The sequence below is a fragment of the Pseudoalteromonas sp. 4NS20-0020 genome (assembly GCF_057554385.1).
On sequence record NZ_BAAJMI010000004.1, the window covers coordinates 248,911 to 266,801 of the forward strand.

Annotated in this window: 16 protein-coding genes; 7 read left to right on the plus strand and 9 right to left on the minus strand. The window is 39.3% G+C overall.

Going from position 1 to position 17,891, the window contains the following annotated elements; genetic code table 11:
* Positions 1-7 precede the first annotated feature (7 nt).
* Together AC27JL_RS11730 and AC27JL_RS11735 are read left to right on the plus strand one after the other, a co-directional pair.
* Positions 8-808, plus strand: coding sequence for a symmetrical bis(5'-nucleosyl)-tetraphosphatase (locus AC27JL_RS11730; protein ID WP_487195681.1), 801 nt, complete (start codon positions 8-10; stop codon positions 806-808).
* A 155-nt stretch (positions 809-963) separates the two neighbouring features.
* A complete protein-coding gene (locus tag AC27JL_RS11735) occupies positions 964-2,979 on the plus strand; it encodes a methyl-accepting chemotaxis protein (RefSeq protein WP_010556604.1) in 2,016 nt (671 codons plus the stop codon).
* An 80-nt stretch (positions 2,980-3,059) separates the two neighbouring features.
* Here AC27JL_RS11735 and mutM read toward each other — a convergent pair whose 3' ends face one another.
* Both mutM and AC27JL_RS11745 read right to left on the minus strand, forming a co-directional pair.
* Positions 3,060-3,869, minus strand: coding sequence for a bifunctional DNA-formamidopyrimidine glycosylase/DNA-(apurinic or apyrimidinic site) lyase (gene mutM / locus AC27JL_RS11740; RefSeq protein ID WP_487195682.1), 810 nt, complete (start codon positions 3,867-3,869; stop codon positions 3,060-3,062).
* Complete coding sequence (locus AC27JL_RS11745; RefSeq protein ID WP_487195683.1) at positions 3,869-4,384, minus strand: hypothetical protein; 516 nt, start codon at positions 4,382-4,384, stop codon at positions 3,869-3,871. Before AC27JL_RS11745 ends, mutM begins: the two co-directional genes overlap by 1 nt.
* Positions 4,385-4,502: 118 nt before the next feature.
* On the opposite strand from AC27JL_RS11745, the gene AC27JL_RS11750 reads away from it, so the two are divergent.
* A complete protein-coding gene (locus AC27JL_RS11750) occupies positions 4,503-5,429 on the plus strand; it encodes a manganese-dependent inorganic pyrophosphatase (protein WP_010556607.1) in 927 nt (308 codons plus the stop codon).
* Positions 5,430-5,514: 85 nt separating this feature from the next.
* Here the strand turns inward: AC27JL_RS11750 and AC27JL_RS11755 are convergent, their stop codons facing one another.
* Together AC27JL_RS11755 and AC27JL_RS11760 are read right to left on the minus strand one after the other, a co-directional pair.
* Complete coding sequence (locus tag AC27JL_RS11755) at positions 5,515-6,420, minus strand: tetratricopeptide repeat protein (RefSeq protein ID WP_487195684.1); 906 nt, start codon at positions 6,418-6,420, stop codon at positions 5,515-5,517.
* A gap of 73 nt (positions 6,421-6,493) precedes the next feature.
* On the minus strand, positions 6,494-7,678 hold the full coding sequence (locus AC27JL_RS11760) for a BaiN/RdsA family NAD(P)/FAD-dependent oxidoreductase (protein ID WP_487195685.1): 1,185 nt from the start codon (positions 7,676-7,678) through the stop codon (positions 6,494-6,496).
* A 331-nt stretch (positions 7,679-8,009) separates the two neighbouring features.
* On the opposite strand from AC27JL_RS11760, the gene AC27JL_RS11765 reads away from it, so the two are divergent.
* Positions 8,010-10,145 carry a S8 family peptidase gene (locus tag AC27JL_RS11765; protein ID WP_487195686.1) on the plus strand — a complete coding sequence of 712 codons (2,136 nt, stop codon included), beginning with the start codon at positions 8,010-8,012 and terminating at the stop codon, positions 10,143-10,145.
* A 323-nt stretch (positions 10,146-10,468) separates the two neighbouring features.
* Here the strand turns inward: AC27JL_RS11765 and rpmG are convergent, their stop codons facing one another.
* From rpmG to radC, 3 genes are all read right to left on the minus strand, one after another.
* Positions 10,469-10,624 (minus strand): 50S ribosomal protein L33, encoded by a 156-nt coding sequence (gene rpmG / locus AC27JL_RS11770; RefSeq protein ID WP_004587947.1) that lies wholly within the window; start codon positions 10,622-10,624, stop codon positions 10,469-10,471.
* A gap of 11 nt (positions 10,625-10,635) precedes the next feature.
* Complete coding sequence (rpmB, locus tag AC27JL_RS11775; protein ID WP_006793236.1) at positions 10,636-10,872, minus strand: 50S ribosomal protein L28; 237 nt, start codon at positions 10,870-10,872, stop codon at positions 10,636-10,638.
* Positions 10,873-11,142: 270 nt separating this feature from the next.
* Positions 11,143-11,817, minus strand: coding sequence for a RadC family protein (gene radC / locus AC27JL_RS11780; RefSeq protein WP_008131137.1), 675 nt, complete (start codon positions 11,815-11,817; stop codon positions 11,143-11,145).
* Positions 11,818-11,960: 143 nt separating this feature from the next.
* Between radC and coaBC the strand changes: the two genes are divergently transcribed.
* The 3 genes from coaBC to AC27JL_RS11795 all read left to right on the plus strand — a co-directional run bounded on the left by coaBC (position 11,961) and on the right by AC27JL_RS11795 (position 16,779).
* Positions 11,961-13,154: a bifunctional phosphopantothenoylcysteine decarboxylase/phosphopantothenate--cysteine ligase CoaBC gene (gene coaBC, locus AC27JL_RS11785; protein ID WP_008131136.1), complete on the plus strand. Its 1,194-nt coding sequence runs from the start codon at positions 11,961-11,963 to the stop codon at positions 13,152-13,154.
* Positions 13,155-13,254: 100 nt separating this feature from the next.
* On the plus strand, positions 13,255-13,842 hold the full coding sequence (slmA, locus tag AC27JL_RS11790; RefSeq protein WP_006794533.1) for a nucleoid occlusion factor SlmA: 588 nt from the start codon (positions 13,255-13,257) through the stop codon (positions 13,840-13,842).
* Positions 13,843-14,004: 162 nt separating this feature from the next.
* Entirely contained in the window at positions 14,005-16,779 is a 2,775-nt protein-coding gene (locus AC27JL_RS11795; RefSeq protein ID WP_487195687.1) for a S9 family peptidase, read from the plus strand.
* Positions 16,780-16,936: 157 nt separating this feature from the next.
* On the opposite strand, the gene AC27JL_RS11800 is transcribed toward AC27JL_RS11795, so the two are convergent.
* Together AC27JL_RS11800 and folA are read right to left on the minus strand one after the other, a co-directional pair.
* Complete coding sequence (locus AC27JL_RS11800; RefSeq protein ID WP_138739834.1) at positions 16,937-17,311, minus strand: DUF3718 domain-containing protein; 375 nt, start codon at positions 17,309-17,311, stop codon at positions 16,937-16,939.
* A gap of 79 nt (positions 17,312-17,390) precedes the next feature.
* Positions 17,391-17,882, minus strand: coding sequence for a type 3 dihydrofolate reductase (gene folA / locus AC27JL_RS11805; protein WP_487195688.1), 492 nt, complete (start codon positions 17,880-17,882; stop codon positions 17,391-17,393).
* Positions 17,883-17,891: the final 9 nt, after the last annotated feature.

Sequence of the window (17,891 nt, forward strand, 5' to 3'; positions counted from 1 at the left end):
ACGCTACATGGCCGATTATGCAATAGGTGATTTACAAGGGTGCTTCAAAGAATTCAGCACCTTGTTACAAAGGGTTGATTTTAACCCAAGTAAAGATCACCTATATTTAGTGGGTGACATTGTTGCCCGTGGTCCTGATTCACTTGCCTGCCTTGATTTCATCTATCAACATCAAGACAGCATGACCATCACACTGGGCAATCATGACTTGCACATGATTGCTTGTTATTTTTTAAATAAGCCGACGAACCCAAAAGATAAATTAGCCCCTATTTTTAAAAGCAGCTTACTCAAGCGTTATATCTCTTTTTTACAAACCCAACCACTCGCTTTATATTTAAAAACACATAATTGCTTTATCTCTCATGCAGGCTTAAACCCTGATTGGTCAATTGAAGATGCATTGCAACACGCAAAATTTGCTCAAGATTGCTATCAATCAAAGAATGCAAAAAACTTTTTTAAGAATATGTACTCTCCCCATCCTAAAAAGTGGTCAACAACACTCAATGACTACGAAAAGTTTAGATATATAGTTAACTGCTTTACCCGCATGCGCTTTTTAACCCATGACCATAAGTTAGATCTTAATGCAAAAGGTGCAATAGCAGATAGCAAAATGTTAACACCTTGGTTTATGCACAAGAACATTCTCACACTTAAGGATGAGCTTGTTTTTGGTCACTGGGCATCACTTGAGGGTAAAACAGGGGTTAACCATGTTCATGCTTTAGACACAGGCTGTGTATGGGGTAACGGGATGACGTTAATGGAACTTAAAACAAAAAATCTATTTATAGAAAAATGACTCTTTTTACCTAAATAACCTGAAAAATTCCAATACATCTGTTAGATTTATAAACTAATAGTTAAAATTAATTAAAGTAATTGATTTTAATTACTTAACTTATCCGAATAAAAGCCGATAAGTTTTAATTAAAGTATCTTTGAGTGGAAATCCATATGAATCTAACAGTGAGCCAACGTATTTGGGGTGGTTTTATATTTATCACGCTATTACTTTTAATTATTGGCGGCAATTCGTTAATTAAAATAGCGAATATAGACCGTTCTACTCAACAGGTGAACCAGCTATCATTACCGGCATTAAACAAAAGTTCAGAGCTACAAGCTGAATTCATATTAATGAGTAAGGCAGCACAAGCAAGTTTTTATACTTCATCTGCAAGTGAGCTTGAACCCATTAAAAAAAGAGTATTCGAACAAAAAAAATCATTCAACGAACTCCATGCACAGCTTCAGAGCGTTGTTAAAAACGACCCTGAACTAAGTAAAAGTAGTCAAAGTGTTGAGCAAACCTATGAAAACTTTTTAAGTATTGTTGAAAACTTACTCGAAGATAAAAATAAACAACTGGCATTAAATAAAACACTCACTGCACAAATTGAAGCCATTGAGCTTAGCGCAGAAGATGCTAACTCAGTAGTTTTAGACATAATTGATATAGATGGTTTTGAACAAGACCACCCTCGTGCTTTCCAAGCTGCGAATAACTTGGAAAATAACTTTATGTCGGTGGTTACCAACAGTACCGACATGTTAACAGTAAAAACGTTAACCACATTAGATATCGTTAAAAGCGAGCAAACCTACTATCTTGAAGAAGTAACACGCACTGTTGCTCTAATTAAACCGGCTATTGAGCAAAGCCATAGCGACTTGTTTAATGACCTCAAAGAGCATGTTGAAGCACTTGAGAGTAACGTAAAAGGTAACAACAGTTTAGCCGCGAATAAAAAACGTTTAATTGATTCAATTGCGCTCACTGAAAAAGAGCTAGCCGACTCAGAAGCCGCAACAAAAATAGCACTTAATCAAATTGACGAGTTAGTTTCGCAAGCAAGTAATGTTGCCTTTGAGCTTCAAAAAGGCGTTCGTAATGACGTAGACTCAGCAAATTTATGGACATGGGTTGGTATGGTTATCGCAACTTTACTTGCCATCGCCATTGCATATATAACCGTAAGCCGTATTACAAAACCACTTGCCGAAGTAAACCGAATTTTAGACATTGTAGCCAGTGGCGATATGACTCAACGCTTAGATGACAGCGCTAAAGACGAATTTGGCGAGCTATCAAAAAGCTGTAATACCTTAATAGACAGTTTACGTAGCTTAATTAAAGGTATTATTTCTCGCTCGACTCAATTAGCAGCTGCATCAGAAGAAACCTCAGCCATTACTGCAGAATCAAGCCAAGCTATTAGTAACCAGCAAGCACAAGTGCAGCAGGCAGCAACAGCAACGACTGAAATGAGCAGCACATCGCAAACAGTAAGCAATAGTGCACAGCAAGCATTAAGCGAAATTAAAAACGCAGATAAAGAAGCTGAACGTGTTAAAGGTATTTCCAACAATAACAAATCAACTATTGAGCAATTAGCTCGCGAGGTTGATGATGCCTCTCAAGTTATTAATAAGCTTCACCAAGATAGCGCATCGATTGGCAGCATACTTGATGTTATTCGTGGCATTGCAGATCAAACTAACTTACTCGCGCTTAACGCCGCAATCGAAGCCGCCCGTGCAGGTGAATACGGCCGTGGCTTTGCCGTTGTAGCAGACGAAGTACGCTCACTGGCAAGTAAAACTCAAGAGTCGACACAAGAGATCCAATCAATGATTGAATCGCTACAAACGGGCGCAGAAGCGGCTGTAACAGCAATGACCAAAGGTAAGCAACGTGCGGTATCGTGTGTAGAGCAAACTGACTTAGCAAGTACAGCGCTTGACTCAATCACCTTTGCGGTATCGCAAGCCCATGACGTGAGTGAAGAAATATCTACAGCAGCACTTGAGCAACAACAAGTGGCTGAAGAAATTAGTGAACGTTTGGAGTCAATTGTTGCTATTGCAGAACAAACAGCTGAAGGCGCAAGCCAAACTAATATCTCAAGCTCTGAAGTAGCAAAACTAGCCGAAGAGCTGCGTTTATCGGTAGACGAGTTTAAAGTTTAAAACGCTTTGTATATACTAAAAACCCCGTTAGCACCATGTGTTAACGGGGTTTTCTTTATAGCATTAGAAAGTAAAGGTAGTTACTTTTGGCAATGTGAACAAAAAACGGTACTACGCTGCCCCAGCCTTATTTCTTCCAGCTCATTATCACACGTTAAACAGGGCTTTCCTTTTCGCCCATATACCAATAGCTCTTGAGCAAAATAACCCGGCTTACCATCACTTTGTGCAAAGTCTTTAAGCGTGGTACCACCTTGAGTGATAGCGGCAGCAAGCGTGTCTTTTATTATAGGGATAAGTGCTTGATAGCGCTTAAGTGACACCTTCCCCGCTTCGCGCTTTGGATGAATCCCAGCTTTAAACAGTGACTCGTTAGCGTAAATATTCCCAACCCCTACTACCACAGCGTTATCCATAATAAACTGTTTTACAGGTACTTTTTTATTGCGTGACTGCTCGTATACGCGCTTTGCGAAAAAGTTATCCGTTAAGGGCTCTGGGCCAAGCTTTGAGAGTAACTTATGCACCTCACCTGGCTCTTGCCATAAGCAACACCCAAAGCGGCGAGGATCGTTTAAGCGCAGCGCTTTATCATTAGCAAATACAAATTCAACATGGTCGTGCTTTTTTAAAGACTCACTCTTATCTACAACCCTTAGGTTACCTGACATACCTAAATGTAAAATAGTGCTACCAAGCTCACAATGCAGCAATAAATATTTTGCACGGCGCTCAATATTGGTAACAGTTAACCCCTCTAGCTGGTAAACATCGTCAGGTACTGGCCAGCGCATACTCGCATTATAAATATTAACCTTGGTTACAACTTGGTTTTTTATATGAGGAGTAATGCCCATTCGGCTCACTTCTACCTCTGGTAATTCAGGCATTAATTAGACCCACTTTGTGAAAAATCAAAACTAGGAAACAACTGTGTAGCTATAGTTAGATCAAGTGCAAATACGCGCTGAGTACTTTTTTCGAGTAAATAATACTGATTATTTCCTTTGTAAAGTAAATACACCCAAGGCAAACTTTCTCCAGCTAATTCAAATGTGGTAACAAACAAAGGCGCATTTGGGTTAAAAACCACAGACTCATTAACTACAGGCAACTGTATTCCTTGCCAAATATTGACAAGTTCTTGTAGTTGTTGCTCTGATGGTTGCCAAAAAACAGGCACATCTTTCTTTATTGCAGTTGTACGCCAACTAGTACCAATACGCTCAATTTTTTGATCAACAAAACTAAGGGTTAAAACAAAGCTTTGTGCAGGTAACACCGCTTGCAATGTGGGCTCTTGTTCACCACTTAAAAACTGCTTATGCCAACCATTTAAAAAGAAAATCATAATCAGCATCGAGAAGATTATAACGTTATTCCACCCCTTACGGCCCAGTCGCATATTTATACACCTAGTAAATTCAATATTTTAAAGTGTAACTAAAACTTAATTGCACTGTCTATATGTTAAAGGGCGCAGACTTTGTTAGAATATCGGCAAATTTAAAGGAGTTCCGTCAATGTCTATGTATGTAGTGGGCCATAAAATCCCAGATTCAGATTCTATTTGTGGTGCAATTGCACTGGCTTATTTAAAAAACCAAATTGATGAGCCGGCAATACCAACTCGTCTTGGTGAAGTTTCACCAGAAACTCAATTTATCCTTGATAAATTTGGCTTCGAAGCACCTGAGCTTAAATTAAGCTACGCGGGCGAAGATGTGTATATTGTCGATCACACAGAAAAAACACAAGCACCTGATGATATCGACCAAGCCCGCGTTGTTGGCGTGGTAGATCACCATAAATTAGGTGACTTAACATCATCTACTCCGCTTGAATGTTGGATCCGTCCTGTTGGCTGCTCAAATACCATTATTAAAATGATGTACGATTTTTACAGCGTAGAAATCCCTAAGGACATCGCAGGTATTATGATGTGTGCAATTTTAAGCGACACCGTAATATTTAAATCACCTACATGTACCACTGCCGATATTAAATGTGTTGAAGCACTTGCTGAAATTGCGGGTGTTGAAGACTTTAAAGAACTAGGCATGGATATGTTCCGCGTTAAGTCTGCAGTAGAAGATACACCTGCACGTGACTTAGTTATGCGTGACTTTAAAGATTTCAACATGAACGGTAACCTAGTAGGTATTGGCCAACTAGAAGTAATCGACCTTGCTGTGTTTGACGATATTAAAGCTGACCTTGAAGCTGATATTGCAAAGCTTAAAGCCGAAGGTAATCGTCACTCAGTATTTTTGCTGCTTACCGATATTATGAAAGAAGGCTCACAAATGCTAATTGTATCTGACGATGCAAACTTAGTTGAGCAGGCTTACGGCGTAAAACCAGAAAATGATAAAGTATGGTTAGATGGTGTATTAAGCCGTAAAAAGCAAGTAGTACCTCCACTACAAGATGCCTTTGCTAAAGCCTAATAGCTTTAATAAATAACACTAAAAAGCCGATATTGCATATGCATTATCGGCTTTTTTGTTTTTAAATTTAAAGAGCAAACTAGCATTAGATTTTACTTTTTATTTCATCATAAACTTTTGCATGGCTTTTTGAGAATTCCACATTAGTTCTATCTATTTTATTTAACCACAAAGCCGCTTGTGTTTTGTTACCCAACTCCCAATACGATTGCGCTAAACGTAAACTATAGGTTGCTTGGTAAATGCTATCCGGTTCGATGTAGTCGAACGCAGTTTTATAATATTTTACTGCGTTATTAAAATCATTATGCTTAAAATATGAAAAAGCTAAGTTACCTAGCGCAATTACAGTTTTAGCATGGTGTTTTGTTCTTTTTATAGCGTTGTAAGCTTTTAAATTACTTTCTATCGCTTGAGGGTACTGTTGCCAATTGTAATAAATGTGCCCTTTATTGATGTGCAGCTCAAAGTGAAAAATAGCATCACTACTTTTTGCATAACGCTTTTCGGCATCAAGCAATACCCTTAGTGCCTTTTTTTTATCGCCAAATATGTGCTGTAAATTAGCCAGCTCTACAAGCCTTAAAGGATCACCAAATACATTATAAATCTCATCAAGTTGAGCAAATGCTTTTGCCGCATAGGCTTTCGCTTGTTGCTTATCACCCAAGTAATTAAGCGATTTAGCATAATAAAAATAAACTTGTATTTTAAATGCGCCGGGTAATTCTTCTTGGTCAACAAAGGGGCTTAATGCGCTATGAAGATTATCGAATTTTTGATAATCAAAATAATAGTCAAACTCGTAAGTTTTCAATTTATACCAATTAGAGGAGTTCTTTTGTGTATTTAAAAGGCGAAATTGAATGTAGGTTAAGCAATCTTGGTCTGTTTTCATACAAAACACTTCATGATCACTTAAGTTTTCAGAGGCTTTTGCACCCATGCTTACATATAAAAGTAAAAAAACAATTAAAACATGCTTCAGCATTAGAACACTCATATTAGCCACATAAGCTTTAAGTGTAATATGAGTGTGCTCTATTTAACAATGGATAAAATAACTACGCGTATTGCCCGGCTGCAAATCCACAGCTCCAAGCGTACTGAAAGTTATACCCTCCAAGCCAACCGGTTACATCCGTTACTTCCCCTATAAAGTACAAGCCTTGTGATTTTTTAGCTTCAAACGTTTTAGAGCTTAGTTCGTCAGTATTTACACCACCCAGGGTTACTTCTGCAGTTCTATAACCTTCGGTTCCGTTGGGTTTTATTTGCCACGTATGAATGTAGTTAGCAAGGTCTTCAATTTGACTATGGGTAAGCTGATTAATATTGCAATCAGGTATTGCATTGCTTTCATGTAGTATTTCAATGAACCGTTTTGGCAATATTGTCGTTAGGCTATTTTTTAGTGATTTTTGAGGTTGCGTTTCTCGCCAGTCTGCAAGCCGCTGTTTTAAATCTAGCTCAGGAAGTAGGTTAATAGTAACAGCCTGGCCTGAACGCCAAAATGAACTTATTTGTAATATAGCGGGGCCAGATAAACCACGGTGCGTAAATAATATATTTTCTTTAAATGTGGTGCCGTCTTCACTTGTTACTTCGCACGGTATGCTAACGCCTGATAACCCTTCAAAGCGTTCTTTGTCGTGTTGGTGAAGGGTAAATGGTACAAGCGCGGCCATAGTAGGTAGTACGTTTAAACCAAACTGCTCAGCAATTTTATAACCAATAGGTGTAGCACCCAGTTTGGGCATAGTAAGCCCACCCGACGCAACCACTAACGACTCGCAATGTAAGGTCTCTTGCTCTGTGGTAACGCTATAACCCGACTCTGTTTTTTGTACATTAATCACTTCACTGCGCAAGGCTATATTTACACCTGCCCACTCGCATTCAGTAAGAAGTATATTAACAATATCTTGTGCACTATTATCACAAAACAGCTGGCCTAACGTTTTATGATGGTATGCCAAACCGTGGCGGTCCACCAGCTCAATAAAGTCATGTTGCGTATAACGGCTCAAACATGATTTAACAAAATGTGGATTGCTGCATAAGTAATTTTCCGGTGCTGCATTCTCATTTGTAAAATTACAGCGCCCGCCACCACTAATTAAAATTTTACGACCCGGCTTTTTACCCATGTCTAGCACTGTAACACGTCGGCCTCGGTATCCAGCTTGCGCCGCACACATTAATCCAGCCGCTCCCGCGCCAATTACAATTACATCTACCTGGGTCATCTATTTATCTCACTTAACAATTTGCTCGATTATAGCAAAATTTAATCGCCAGCAATGTACAGAATTCATTATTACAAATAACACAACAAATATATTTTCTACTTTTTAAAAGTATTAAAAATACAAATTAAAAAGCAGTACCTTTATATCATTTTTATTTTATATGACAAATACAAAACAATGACAAACCCCTTTAAAACACTCGTTATAACTAAATGAAATAGGGACATAATGATTTAGTATTTTAACTTTATTAACACATAATTTACCTTTGTACCTGCATTGTGACAATTCATCACGATATAACTAATAAAAAAATCTAGGGAAAATTATGACAACAAGTAAAACATTTAATAAGTGTGCAATAGCACTTACCATTAGTACGCTTTTTGCTACTGCATCAAGCATGGCTAACCCAGCACAAGCAATTGGCCCTTCAGTGGCTGATACAACAGCTAAACTTCAAAATCAAAGTGGCTTTGAAACGCAATTCATCATTAAATATAAAAATAACAACGTTGATGCACTGAGCTATTCAACTGCAGATGAAAGCCCTGTAAACATGAAAGCACGTGCAAAAAACTTTGTTAAAAACTTTGCCTCTAAAAAAGGAAAGGTAAAAGCAAAGTACATTCGCGCAATGGCACTAAATAACCACCATGTTATGCGAGCAGATAAAAAACTTAGCGCAGCAGAAGCACAAGAGTTTATGCAAGAAATGGTTGATTCAGGCAACGTTGAGTACATTGAAGTTGACCAAATGTTAAAACCTTTTGCGACACCTAACGATCCGCGCTATGGCGACCAGTGGCACTACTATGAGCAAGCTGGCGGTTTAAACTTACCAACAGCTTGGGACACCGCAACAGGTAGTGGTGTAGTAGTGGCTGTTCTTGATACAGGTTACCGCCCTCATGCCGATTTAAACGCTAATATTTTGCCAGGTTACGATATGATTTCTAACCTATCGGTTGCTAACGATGGCGGCGGCCGTGATAGCGATGCACGTGATCCGGGCGATGCAGTAGCAGCCGGCGAATGTGGTAATAATGGTGCGCAAGGGTCTAGCTGGCATGGTACGCACGTTGCGGGTACTGTTGCAGCCGTTACAAATAATGGTGAAGGCGTTGCCGGTGTTGCTTATGATGCAAAAGTAGTTCCAGTGCGTGTACTTGGTAAATGTGGTGGTTTAACGTCTGATATTGCCGACGGCATTATTTGGGCATCTGGCGGTAGCGTGTCAGGTATTCCTGGAAACCCTAACCCAGCAGATGTAATTAACATGAGCTTAGGTGGCAGCGGCTCTTGTAGTTCTACAACACAAAATGCGATCAATACAGCTCGCAACAATGGCGCTGTTGTTGTCATTGCTGCTGGTAACGATAACGATAACTCAGCAAACTACAACCCAGGTAACTGTAACGGTGTTGTTAATGTAGCATCAGTTGGTCGAAATGGTGGCCGAGCTTATTACTCAAACTACGGAAGTAACATTGATGTTGCTGCACCCGGTGGCGCGCAAAGCTTTGCTAACGATTCTGAAGGTGTTCTGTCTACATATAACTCGGGATCTTCTTCTCCATCAACCGATAGCTATTCATTCTCTCAAGGTACATCTATGGCCGCTCCGCACGTAGCGGGTGTAGCTGCACTTATCAAGCAAGCAAAACCAAATGCTACGCCTGATGAAATTGAGAGTATTTTAAAATCGTCTACTCGCTCGTTCCCTGCAACATGTAATAACTGTGGTACAGGTATTGTTGATGCAGCAGCTGCTGTTGCCGCAGCAAGTGGCGGTACAACACCACCTACAACAGGTGATAGTGAACTTGTTGATGGCGAAGCTAAAACAGGCTTAAGTGGTGGTGCTAACGCACAAGATTTTTACACCATGACCGTACCAAGCGGAGCAACCAATGTGACGTTTACAATGAGCGGTGGTACAGGTGATGCCGATTTATACGTTCGTGCTGGCAGCCAACCAACTACATCAAGTTACGACTGTCGTCCGTACAAAGGCGGCAACAGCGAAGAATGTTCTATCGATAATCCAACGGCAGGTACATACCATGTAATGCTTCGTGGTTACTCTGCTTACTCTGGTGTGAGTTTGGTAGGTAATATCACAGGTGCATCTTCTGGTGGCGGTTCAGGCACACCTGAAGCAGGTGGTGGTACTGTTAGTGACGTAAGTGCCAGTGCTGGTCAGTGGAAACACTACACACTAGATGTGCCTGCAGGTATGTCTACATTTACTGTAACTACTTCTGGTGGTACAGGTGATGCTGATTTATTTGTGAAGTTTGGTAGTCAGCCAACATCGTCTAGCTACGATTGTCGTCCATATAAAAATGGTAATGCTGAAACATGTACCTTTAATAACCCACAAGCCGGTACATGGCATTTAAGTGTAAATGCTTACAGAACCTTCTCTGGTTTAACTATTAGCGGACAATACCAACCATAATAGTAATTTCATAATCTTTGGGATAGCAAAGGCCAAACTGACTGTTTGGCCTTTTTTTGTGAATAAGATAATTTTTTAGTTTAATGAGGCTTAATACTAACGAGCTATTTTTAGACAACTAAGCCTCGTCAATCACTAGAAGAAGCTTTGTTATACACCTGTTTTATATAAAGATTAAACGAACAATATCAGTTTTATTCTCTAAAACTGGTTAAGTATAGTTGCTAATGAACATACGTATTAGTTCAAATATATTACTAACTTATCACCAGAAAACAAAAAACCCAGCCTAAGCTGGGTTTTTAAATTCTAAAAAACTAAAATTACTTGATTTTAGCTTCTTTGAAAATCACGTGTTTACGAGCCTTAGGATCGAACTTTTTGATTTCCATCTTTTCAGGCATGTTACGTTTGTTTTTGTCAGTAGTGTAGAAAAAACCAGTACCGGCAGTTGAAACTAAACGGATTTTATCGCGCATGATTCAGTTCCTTAAACTTTTTCGCCGCGAGCACGGATTTCTGTAAGAACCGCGTCGATGCCTTTTTTATCGATAATACGCATACCTTTAGTAGTAGTGCGTAATGTTACAAAACGTTTTTCACTTTCAACCCAAAAACGGTGTGTTTGTAGGTTAGGTAGGAAACGACGTCTAGTCGCGTTTCTCGCGTGTGAACGGTGGTTACCAACCGCTGGACGCTTACCTGTAACTTGACATACTTTAGACATGTCTATATATCTCCAATAACTTCGCTCGAGCTTAATTTAATCTAAGGCCGTGTATTTCTGCCCTAGATAAATCGAAGGGCGCTCTTTATACAGCTTTTACAGGCAAAGATCAAATACTGATCTATCCAACCAGCTCATATGTAAATTTGATAGCGGCCAATTATAAAGATCGAATGCCCTTAGGGAAAGTAAAAACTGCATTTAAATTAAACTAATTTGCTAAAATGTATTAAACCGCTCATTTTTAGCACATTTCTATATCAAAGAGAGTTAAATAAGGCCACGCTCGGCAAACGAAACACACGTTTCACCTCCCACAATGATATGGTCAAGCACATTTATGTCTACTAATTGCAGTGCTTGCTGCAATTTATTGGTAATAAGCTTATCTGCTTGGCTTGGTTCAGCAATCCCACTTGGATGGTTATGAGCAAAGATAACAGCCGCTGCATTATTTTTAAGTGCTGCTTTAACAACCTCCCGCGGATACACACTTGCGGCATTTATTGTGCCGTAAAAAAGAATCTCATCTTTTACTAAACGGTTTTGACTATCAAGATAAAGCACCATAAATACCTCTTGCTGTAGACCCCGCATTTGAATGGTTAGGTAATCGTATACTGAATTAGGGGAGTTAAACACGGCATCTCGTTGGCAGCGCTCCTGCATATAACGCTGACTTAATTCAAGTACCGCTTGTAATTGAACATACTTCGCCGTTCCCAATCCTTTTTGCGAACAAAATTCGTCCATGCTGGCATTAAACAAGTTATGTAATGTTTTATTTTCGTTCAGTAAGTGCTGAGCCAACTCTATTACGTTCATCCCCGGCAACCCGGTACGTAAAAATATGGCAAGGAGCTCTGCATCACTTAGCGCTTTAGCGCCTTTTTCGATAAGCTTTTCACGTGGGCGTTGAGCATTGGGCAGTGAAGTTAGTTGCATTTTTTCATCCTTGAATAACTCATGTGTCTTATAAATGTAATGCAAAATAAAAATTTAGCTTGTAATTTTAAATTAAAAACTTAGCTGAACGAGTAAAGATTTGTTATTTTAGGCGCCATATTTAATAAGATTGACAGACAACCATGATGACGTTAACAAACAAAAAAATTGTACTGGGTATTAGCGGTGGAATTGCAGCCTATAAATGCGCTGAGCTCGTAAGACGATTAAAAGAGCATGGTTGTGAAGTAAAAGTTGTCATGACTGAGTCAGCTAAGCATTTTATTACGCCACTCACAATGCAAGCCGTTAGCGGCGAGATAGTATCGGATTCATTGCTCGACCCTGCCGCTGAAGCCGCGATGGGACACATTGAGTTTGCCAAGTGGGCTGATCTTATTTTAGTCGCTCCTGCAACATGTAATATCATTGCAAAAATGGCGACCGGCATTGCAGACGACTTACTGACGACTTTACTGCTTGCGACCCCAGCAAAAGTTGCAGTAGCCCCAGCTATGAACCAGCAAATGTATGCACATGCTGCAACGCAAGCAAACCTAGCCACCTTGAAAGCGCGTAACGTACTTATTTGGGGCCCGGGTAAAGGAGAGCAAGCGTGTGGTGATGTTGGCTCAGGACGTATGCTTGAACCACATGAGCTTGTAGCGTTATGTCTTGAAAAGCAACCTCCTCAAATTTTAGCTGGTAAAACAATTACTATCACTGCAGGCCCAACCCGTGAGCCGCTTGACCCTGTTAGGTTTATATCAAACCATAGCTCTGGAAAAATGGGTTACGCACTTGCAGAAGCCGCGTTGTTACTCGGTGCTAACGTTAATTTAATTTCTGGCCCTGTAACTATTAAAGCACCTATTGGTGCAAACCTAATAAATATAGAAAGCGCAGAGCAACTATTAAATGAAGCACTAGTATATGCACCGCAGTCGGATGCGTTTATTGGCTGCGCAGCTGTTGCCGATTACAGAGCTGGCGAAGTAGCAACTCAAAAAATGAAAAAGCAAGGCGACGAGCTAACACTAACGTTAGTTAAAAACCCAGATGTAATTGCAGCGGTTGCTAATATAGAAAAAAACCGCCCTTACACTGTAGGTTTTGCCGCTGAAACGCAAAACGTTGAGAGTTATGCTAAAGGTAAATTAGTTAATAAAAACCTAGATATGATATGCGCAAACGATGTATCGCAAAGTGGTTTAGGGTTTAATTCTGATCAAAACGCGTTGACTCTGTATTGGCAAAATAAACAGTTAGAATTGCCCGTTAGCAGTAAAAGTACAATTGCTTTAAAAGTGATCGAACAGCTGGCTAAACATCTATAAAAGGCTGGAAACAAACTGAATAAAACATTAACATATGCTTTTCATTTGAACAAAAAATGATTAACCCCAGCCAAGAATAACTAATAAAAAAGGAATGTTCATGCCTGCGACAAAAAGAAGTAATCGCAAAGAGCAAATACTGCAAGCACTCGCACAAATGTTAGAAACAAGCCCTGGTCAACGTATCACCACAGCTAAACTAGCTGCTGAGGTTGGTGTATCTGAAGCGGCTCTTTATCGTCACTTTCCTAGCAAAGCGCGTATGTTTGAAGGCTTAATCGAGTTTATTGAAGACACTCTTTTATCGCGCATTAACCTTATTTTAGAAAACGAAAAAGAAAGCCAAACCCGTGTTTATAATATTTTACTTTTACTTTTAACATTTGCCGAAAAAAACCCTGGTATTACCCGTATTTTAACCGGTGATGCGCTGCAAGGTGAACAAGAGCGCTTACGTGAACGCGTTCAAAGCTTTTTTGAAAAATTAGAGACCCAACTTAAACAAGTACTCAGAGAACGTAAGCTTCGTGAAGGTAAAAACTTCCAAAGTGATGAGCTTACACTGGCTAACTTTTTACTTGCCTATGTTGAAGGAAAAATGAATCAATTTGTGCGCAGTGACTTTAAAACTAAGCCAAGCGTGCAATTTGAAAAACAATGGCCTGAATTGCAAAAAATTTGGCTCTAACATAATCATACCCACTGAATTAATTTTTAAATAAAACGACCAAATGGTCGTTTTATTGTTTATACCTGTTACTTATCGCCACTACCTGCCTTCTATCCTATCTGGTCGAAATATTAGTCAAACTCGTTACAATAAAATAATGTTAAAAAACGAGATTCAATAATGAAAACAAAGCTCACCCTCCTAAGTAGCGCACTTATTACTGGCTTAGTCAGCACCGCGCCTAATGCAAAAGAGGCATTAGAATTTACAGATGTATTTAACTTTAAATCAGCCAAAGGCACACAACTATCTGAAGATGGACGTATTTTATCTTTAAGTGCCACGCCATACCGCGGCAATGCTGCAGGTCAGGTTTACTCTTTAACCTCAAATAGTTTAATCAGCGAAGTGGACCGCGGCACCAAGCCGTTTATAAACAAAGCAGCCAACTGGACTGCATTTATACAAGTACCCACATTACTCGAAAAAGAAACCACCAAGAAAAAAAACACGCTTAAAAATAACTTAGTACTAGTAAATACAGAAACAGGTGAGCAAAAACGTTTTGAGAATGTAAAAGACTACGTATTATCAAACGACGGGGTATGGCTTGCGTATCGTTTAGATAAAAAAGCAGATAAAACTGATAATGTAGAAAAAAATACCAAGGATGAGAGTGAAGATGAAGACAATAGCGCCATTTCACCTGACAAAAAAGACAAGGTTTACTCCCTCGTTATTGTTAATTTAAAAAACCAACAAAGTGAAACTATTGATAATGTTTTTAGTTACAGTATAAGTGCTACCAATGATCAGCTTTTGCTAAGTCAAAGTTACCCTGATGGTAACGACAACCAAATAAAGCTAATCACACTAACATCTTTTAAAAGTGAAGTGCTAATTGATGAACCCGGTGTTATTGCTAATAAAATAGCATGGCACCCAATCGAAGCAACCGTAGCATTTACATTGGGTAATTATGTAAACGAAGATACCCGCCGTCGAAACCACTCACTACAATTATGGAAAAACGAAACACTTTCAACTATTGAATCTACAAACAAAGAGTGGACTATAGGCAAAACCGCAAAACTAAGCTGGTCAGAAAACGGTGAACGCTTATACTTTGAAAACCGACCAAAACTTGCAGCGAAAGTTAAAGCAAAAGAATTCGTAGATGAAACCTCACTCTATGACATTGCCACTATTCGCGATCAAAAAGGCTTGGATGTTTGGCATAATAAAGACCCAGAGATAAAACCACGAGAAAAACAGCAATGGAACGCGGTTAATAAACACCTTCATTACGAAGCCGTATACCATGTAAATTCACAAAAAGTGGTTCAACTGAGTACCCCTGCAATGCCTAGTGTTGCTCTTAATACAGAACGCGATACTTCCTTGCTGGGCTCGTCAAATTCTCCCTATTTAGAAAAAATAATGTATGGCGGCTTTTTTGCAGATTACTACGCTGTAAACATCAATACAGGCAAGCAAACTCCTATTGTGGCTAACAGTCCTTTTAGACCTTCTCTTTCTCCTAATGGCTTATTTGCGGCTTACTTTGCTGACAACCAAATACAACTAAAAGAATTAGCTAACAATAAAGTTACTCCGGTTACAAAAGCCATAAAAGCAACTTTTGCCGACGACAAACACGATTACCCTTCTACACAACCAGGCTATGGTTTTGCAGGCTGGATGAGCAATAGCAGCCAAGTACTTGCTTATAGCAAATATGATATTTGGGCGTTTAATGTAAACACCAATCAAGCTAAACGCTTAACAAATGGAAAGCAGACTAATACACAGTATCGCGTCATTAAACTTGATAGAAACCAGGTAGGCTTTAAACAAGATGAAACACTGCTAGTTACTGCTGTTAACCTTCAAACAAAGCAACGGGGGGTTGCAAAGCTTGATTTAGAAAATACGACCATTACTGAGACACTCAGTGGTGATAAACGTTTTGATATCGTTAAAAAAGCCAAGAAAGCAGATAAATACCTATTTACTGAACAGAGTTATCATCAGTTCCCAGATTTCTATCAAACCGACTTAAGCTTTTTAACCACACATAAAGTAACTGATTTGAACCCTCAAACCGCAAATTTTGCTTGGGGTGAAAAACCTGAACTGATTAGCTACAAAGGCTTTAATGGTGAAGACTTACAAGGTGTTTTAATAAAACCTGACGGTTACAAGAAAGGCGATAAAGTACCTGTTGTCGTTTATTTTTATCGTTACATGAGCCAGCGTATGTTTGATTTTCCTAAAATGGAGTTAAATCATCGCCCTAATTTCCCAATGTTTACATCAAATGGCTACGCCATCTTTTTACCTGATATTCGTTTTGAAATAGGTCACCCGGGCAGATCGTCAACGCAAACCATGATCAACGCTACCCAAAAGTTAATAGATCTTGGTATTGCCGATCCAAACAAAATTGGCTTGCAAGGTCACTCATGGGCTGGGTACCAAAGTGCATTTATGATCACCCAAACAGATATGTTTAAAGCGGTTGTATCAGGCGCGCCGGTATCTAACATGACCAGCGCATACAGTGGCATACGCTTAAAGTCAGGCCTTGCTCGCCAGTTTCAATACGAAACAGGACAAAGCCGCATAGGTAAAAACTTATTTGAGGCACCAGAGTTATATATTGAAAACTCACCCGTATTTTTTGCTGACAAAGTCAATACGCCAATTTTAATCATGTTTGGAGACAAAGATGATGCGGTGCCTTGGCACGAAGGCGTACAGTATTATTTAGCACTTCGTCGTGCAGGCAAAGATGCCACTTTTTTACAGTATGAAGGTGAACCGCATCACCTTAAAAAATTCCCAAATCAGGTCGATTTTTCAGTCCGTATGATGCAGTACTTCGATCATTACCTAAAAGGTCAGCCTGCAGCTAAATGGATGATTGAAGGTGAATCATTTATAAGTGAGTGAACTGAGACATTCATAAATAAACATGATAAAAGCTGATCAGAGTACTCAGACAGATAGAGGCCGATATTACTCAGTAATATCGGCCTCTAAATAGTCAATTACTTTTCCAGCAACAAAAAAGCCGCGATAATCGCGGCTTTTTTTAAATTACTAATAATTACAAACCAGCACGGTCTTTAATTACAGGAATAAGCGCAGAACCTGCGTGATTGCCTTCAGCCCACGCTATGTCGGCACCGTCTGACAATGAACTTTTAGATAAGTTTTTAACAATATACTCACCTGCATCTACAGCATTGCTGGCAACAGCATGACGCAATAAGTTATTACCGTTACATTGAATAGAATCATATATGTTACGAATTTTTACACGAGAGCTTTTTAACTTGCTACGTAAACGGTTTTTATCATCTGCTGCGATATACTCGCAAATAGATAGCGCTAGTTGATCATTAGCCTTTGCTGGAGCTGTGTACGAAAGTGAACCTGCAGCAATAGCAGAAATAACAACTAACTTTGATAATTTAAACATTGTTGACCCTTGTTTGGTACTTTATTCCTACGTTAACTGGTTAATATTGTACCAACCTAGTTAACCTTACGCAATAATGTTAGCAGTATTTATACAAAGTTACGAATTTATAACTATGTTTATTTTTTTCGTCTGGCTGTTTAACTTGCTCTTCTTTCACTTCCCAATTTGCAATAGCTTGATAATCAGGGAACTGTGTATCACCTTCTACATCAAGATCAATAAAGGTTAAATATAAGCGCTCAGCTTGTGTTAAAAACTGCTGATAAACATTTCCACCGCCTATAATCATGACCTCTTCAACACCACAAACCAAGCTCAGCGCGGCCTCTGGACTTGTTACAGTTTCAATACCCTCGGCCTTATAGTCAGTGTTGCGCGTAATAATAATATTGCGTCTACCAGGTAAAGGACGGCCAATAGACTCAAAAGTTTTACGACCCATGATCACAGGCTTACCTGTAGTAACGGCTTTAAAATGTTGAAGATCTGCAGGTAAATGCCATGGCATTTTATTATCAAGACCAATAACACGGTTATTTGCCATGGCGGCAATCATTGAAATAATCACATTAAATAC

What these genes read in the sequence shown, in the direction of transcription:
- AC27JL_RS11730 (WP_487195681.1), top strand. Translation starts at nt 8, where the DNA reads ATGGCCGATTATGCAATAGGTGATTTACAAGGGTGCTTCAAAGAATTC.
- AC27JL_RS11735 (WP_010556604.1), top strand. Translation starts at nt 964, where the DNA reads ATGAATCTAACAGTGAGCCAACGTATTTGGGGTGGTTTTATATTTATC.
- mutM (WP_487195682.1), bottom strand. Translation starts at nt 3,869, where the DNA reads ATGCCTGAATTACCAGAGGTAGAAGTGAGCCGAATGGGCATTACTCCT.
- AC27JL_RS11745 (WP_487195683.1), bottom strand. Translation starts at nt 4,384, where the DNA reads ATGCGACTGGGCCGTAAGGGGTGGAATAACGTTATAATCTTCTCGATG.
- AC27JL_RS11750 (WP_010556607.1), top strand. Translation starts at nt 4,503, where the DNA reads ATGTCTATGTATGTAGTGGGCCATAAAATCCCAGATTCAGATTCTATT.
- AC27JL_RS11755 (WP_487195684.1), bottom strand. Translation starts at nt 6,420, where the DNA reads ATGCTGAAGCATGTTTTAATTGTTTTTTTACTTTTATATGTAAGCATG.
- AC27JL_RS11760 (WP_487195685.1), bottom strand. Translation starts at nt 7,678, where the DNA reads ATGACCCAGGTAGATGTAATTGTAATTGGCGCGGGAGCGGCTGGATTA.
- AC27JL_RS11765 (WP_487195686.1), top strand. Translation starts at nt 8,010, where the DNA reads ATGACAACAAGTAAAACATTTAATAAGTGTGCAATAGCACTTACCATT.
- rpmG (WP_004587947.1), bottom strand. Translation starts at nt 10,624, where the DNA reads ATGCGCGATAAAATCCGTTTAGTTTCAACTGCCGGTACTGGTTTTTTC.
- rpmB (WP_006793236.1), bottom strand. Translation starts at nt 10,872, where the DNA reads ATGTCTAAAGTATGTCAAGTTACAGGTAAGCGTCCAGCGGTTGGTAAC.
- radC (WP_008131137.1), bottom strand. Translation starts at nt 11,817, where the DNA reads ATGCAACTAACTTCACTGCCCAATGCTCAACGCCCACGTGAAAAGCTT.
- coaBC (WP_008131136.1), top strand. Translation starts at nt 11,961, where the DNA reads ATGATGACGTTAACAAACAAAAAAATTGTACTGGGTATTAGCGGTGGA.
- slmA (WP_006794533.1), top strand. Translation starts at nt 13,255, where the DNA reads ATGCCTGCGACAAAAAGAAGTAATCGCAAAGAGCAAATACTGCAAGCA.
- AC27JL_RS11795 (WP_487195687.1), top strand. Translation starts at nt 14,005, where the DNA reads ATGAAAACAAAGCTCACCCTCCTAAGTAGCGCACTTATTACTGGCTTA.
- AC27JL_RS11800 (WP_138739834.1), bottom strand. Translation starts at nt 17,311, where the DNA reads ATGTTTAAATTATCAAAGTTAGTTGTTATTTCTGCTATTGCTGCAGGT.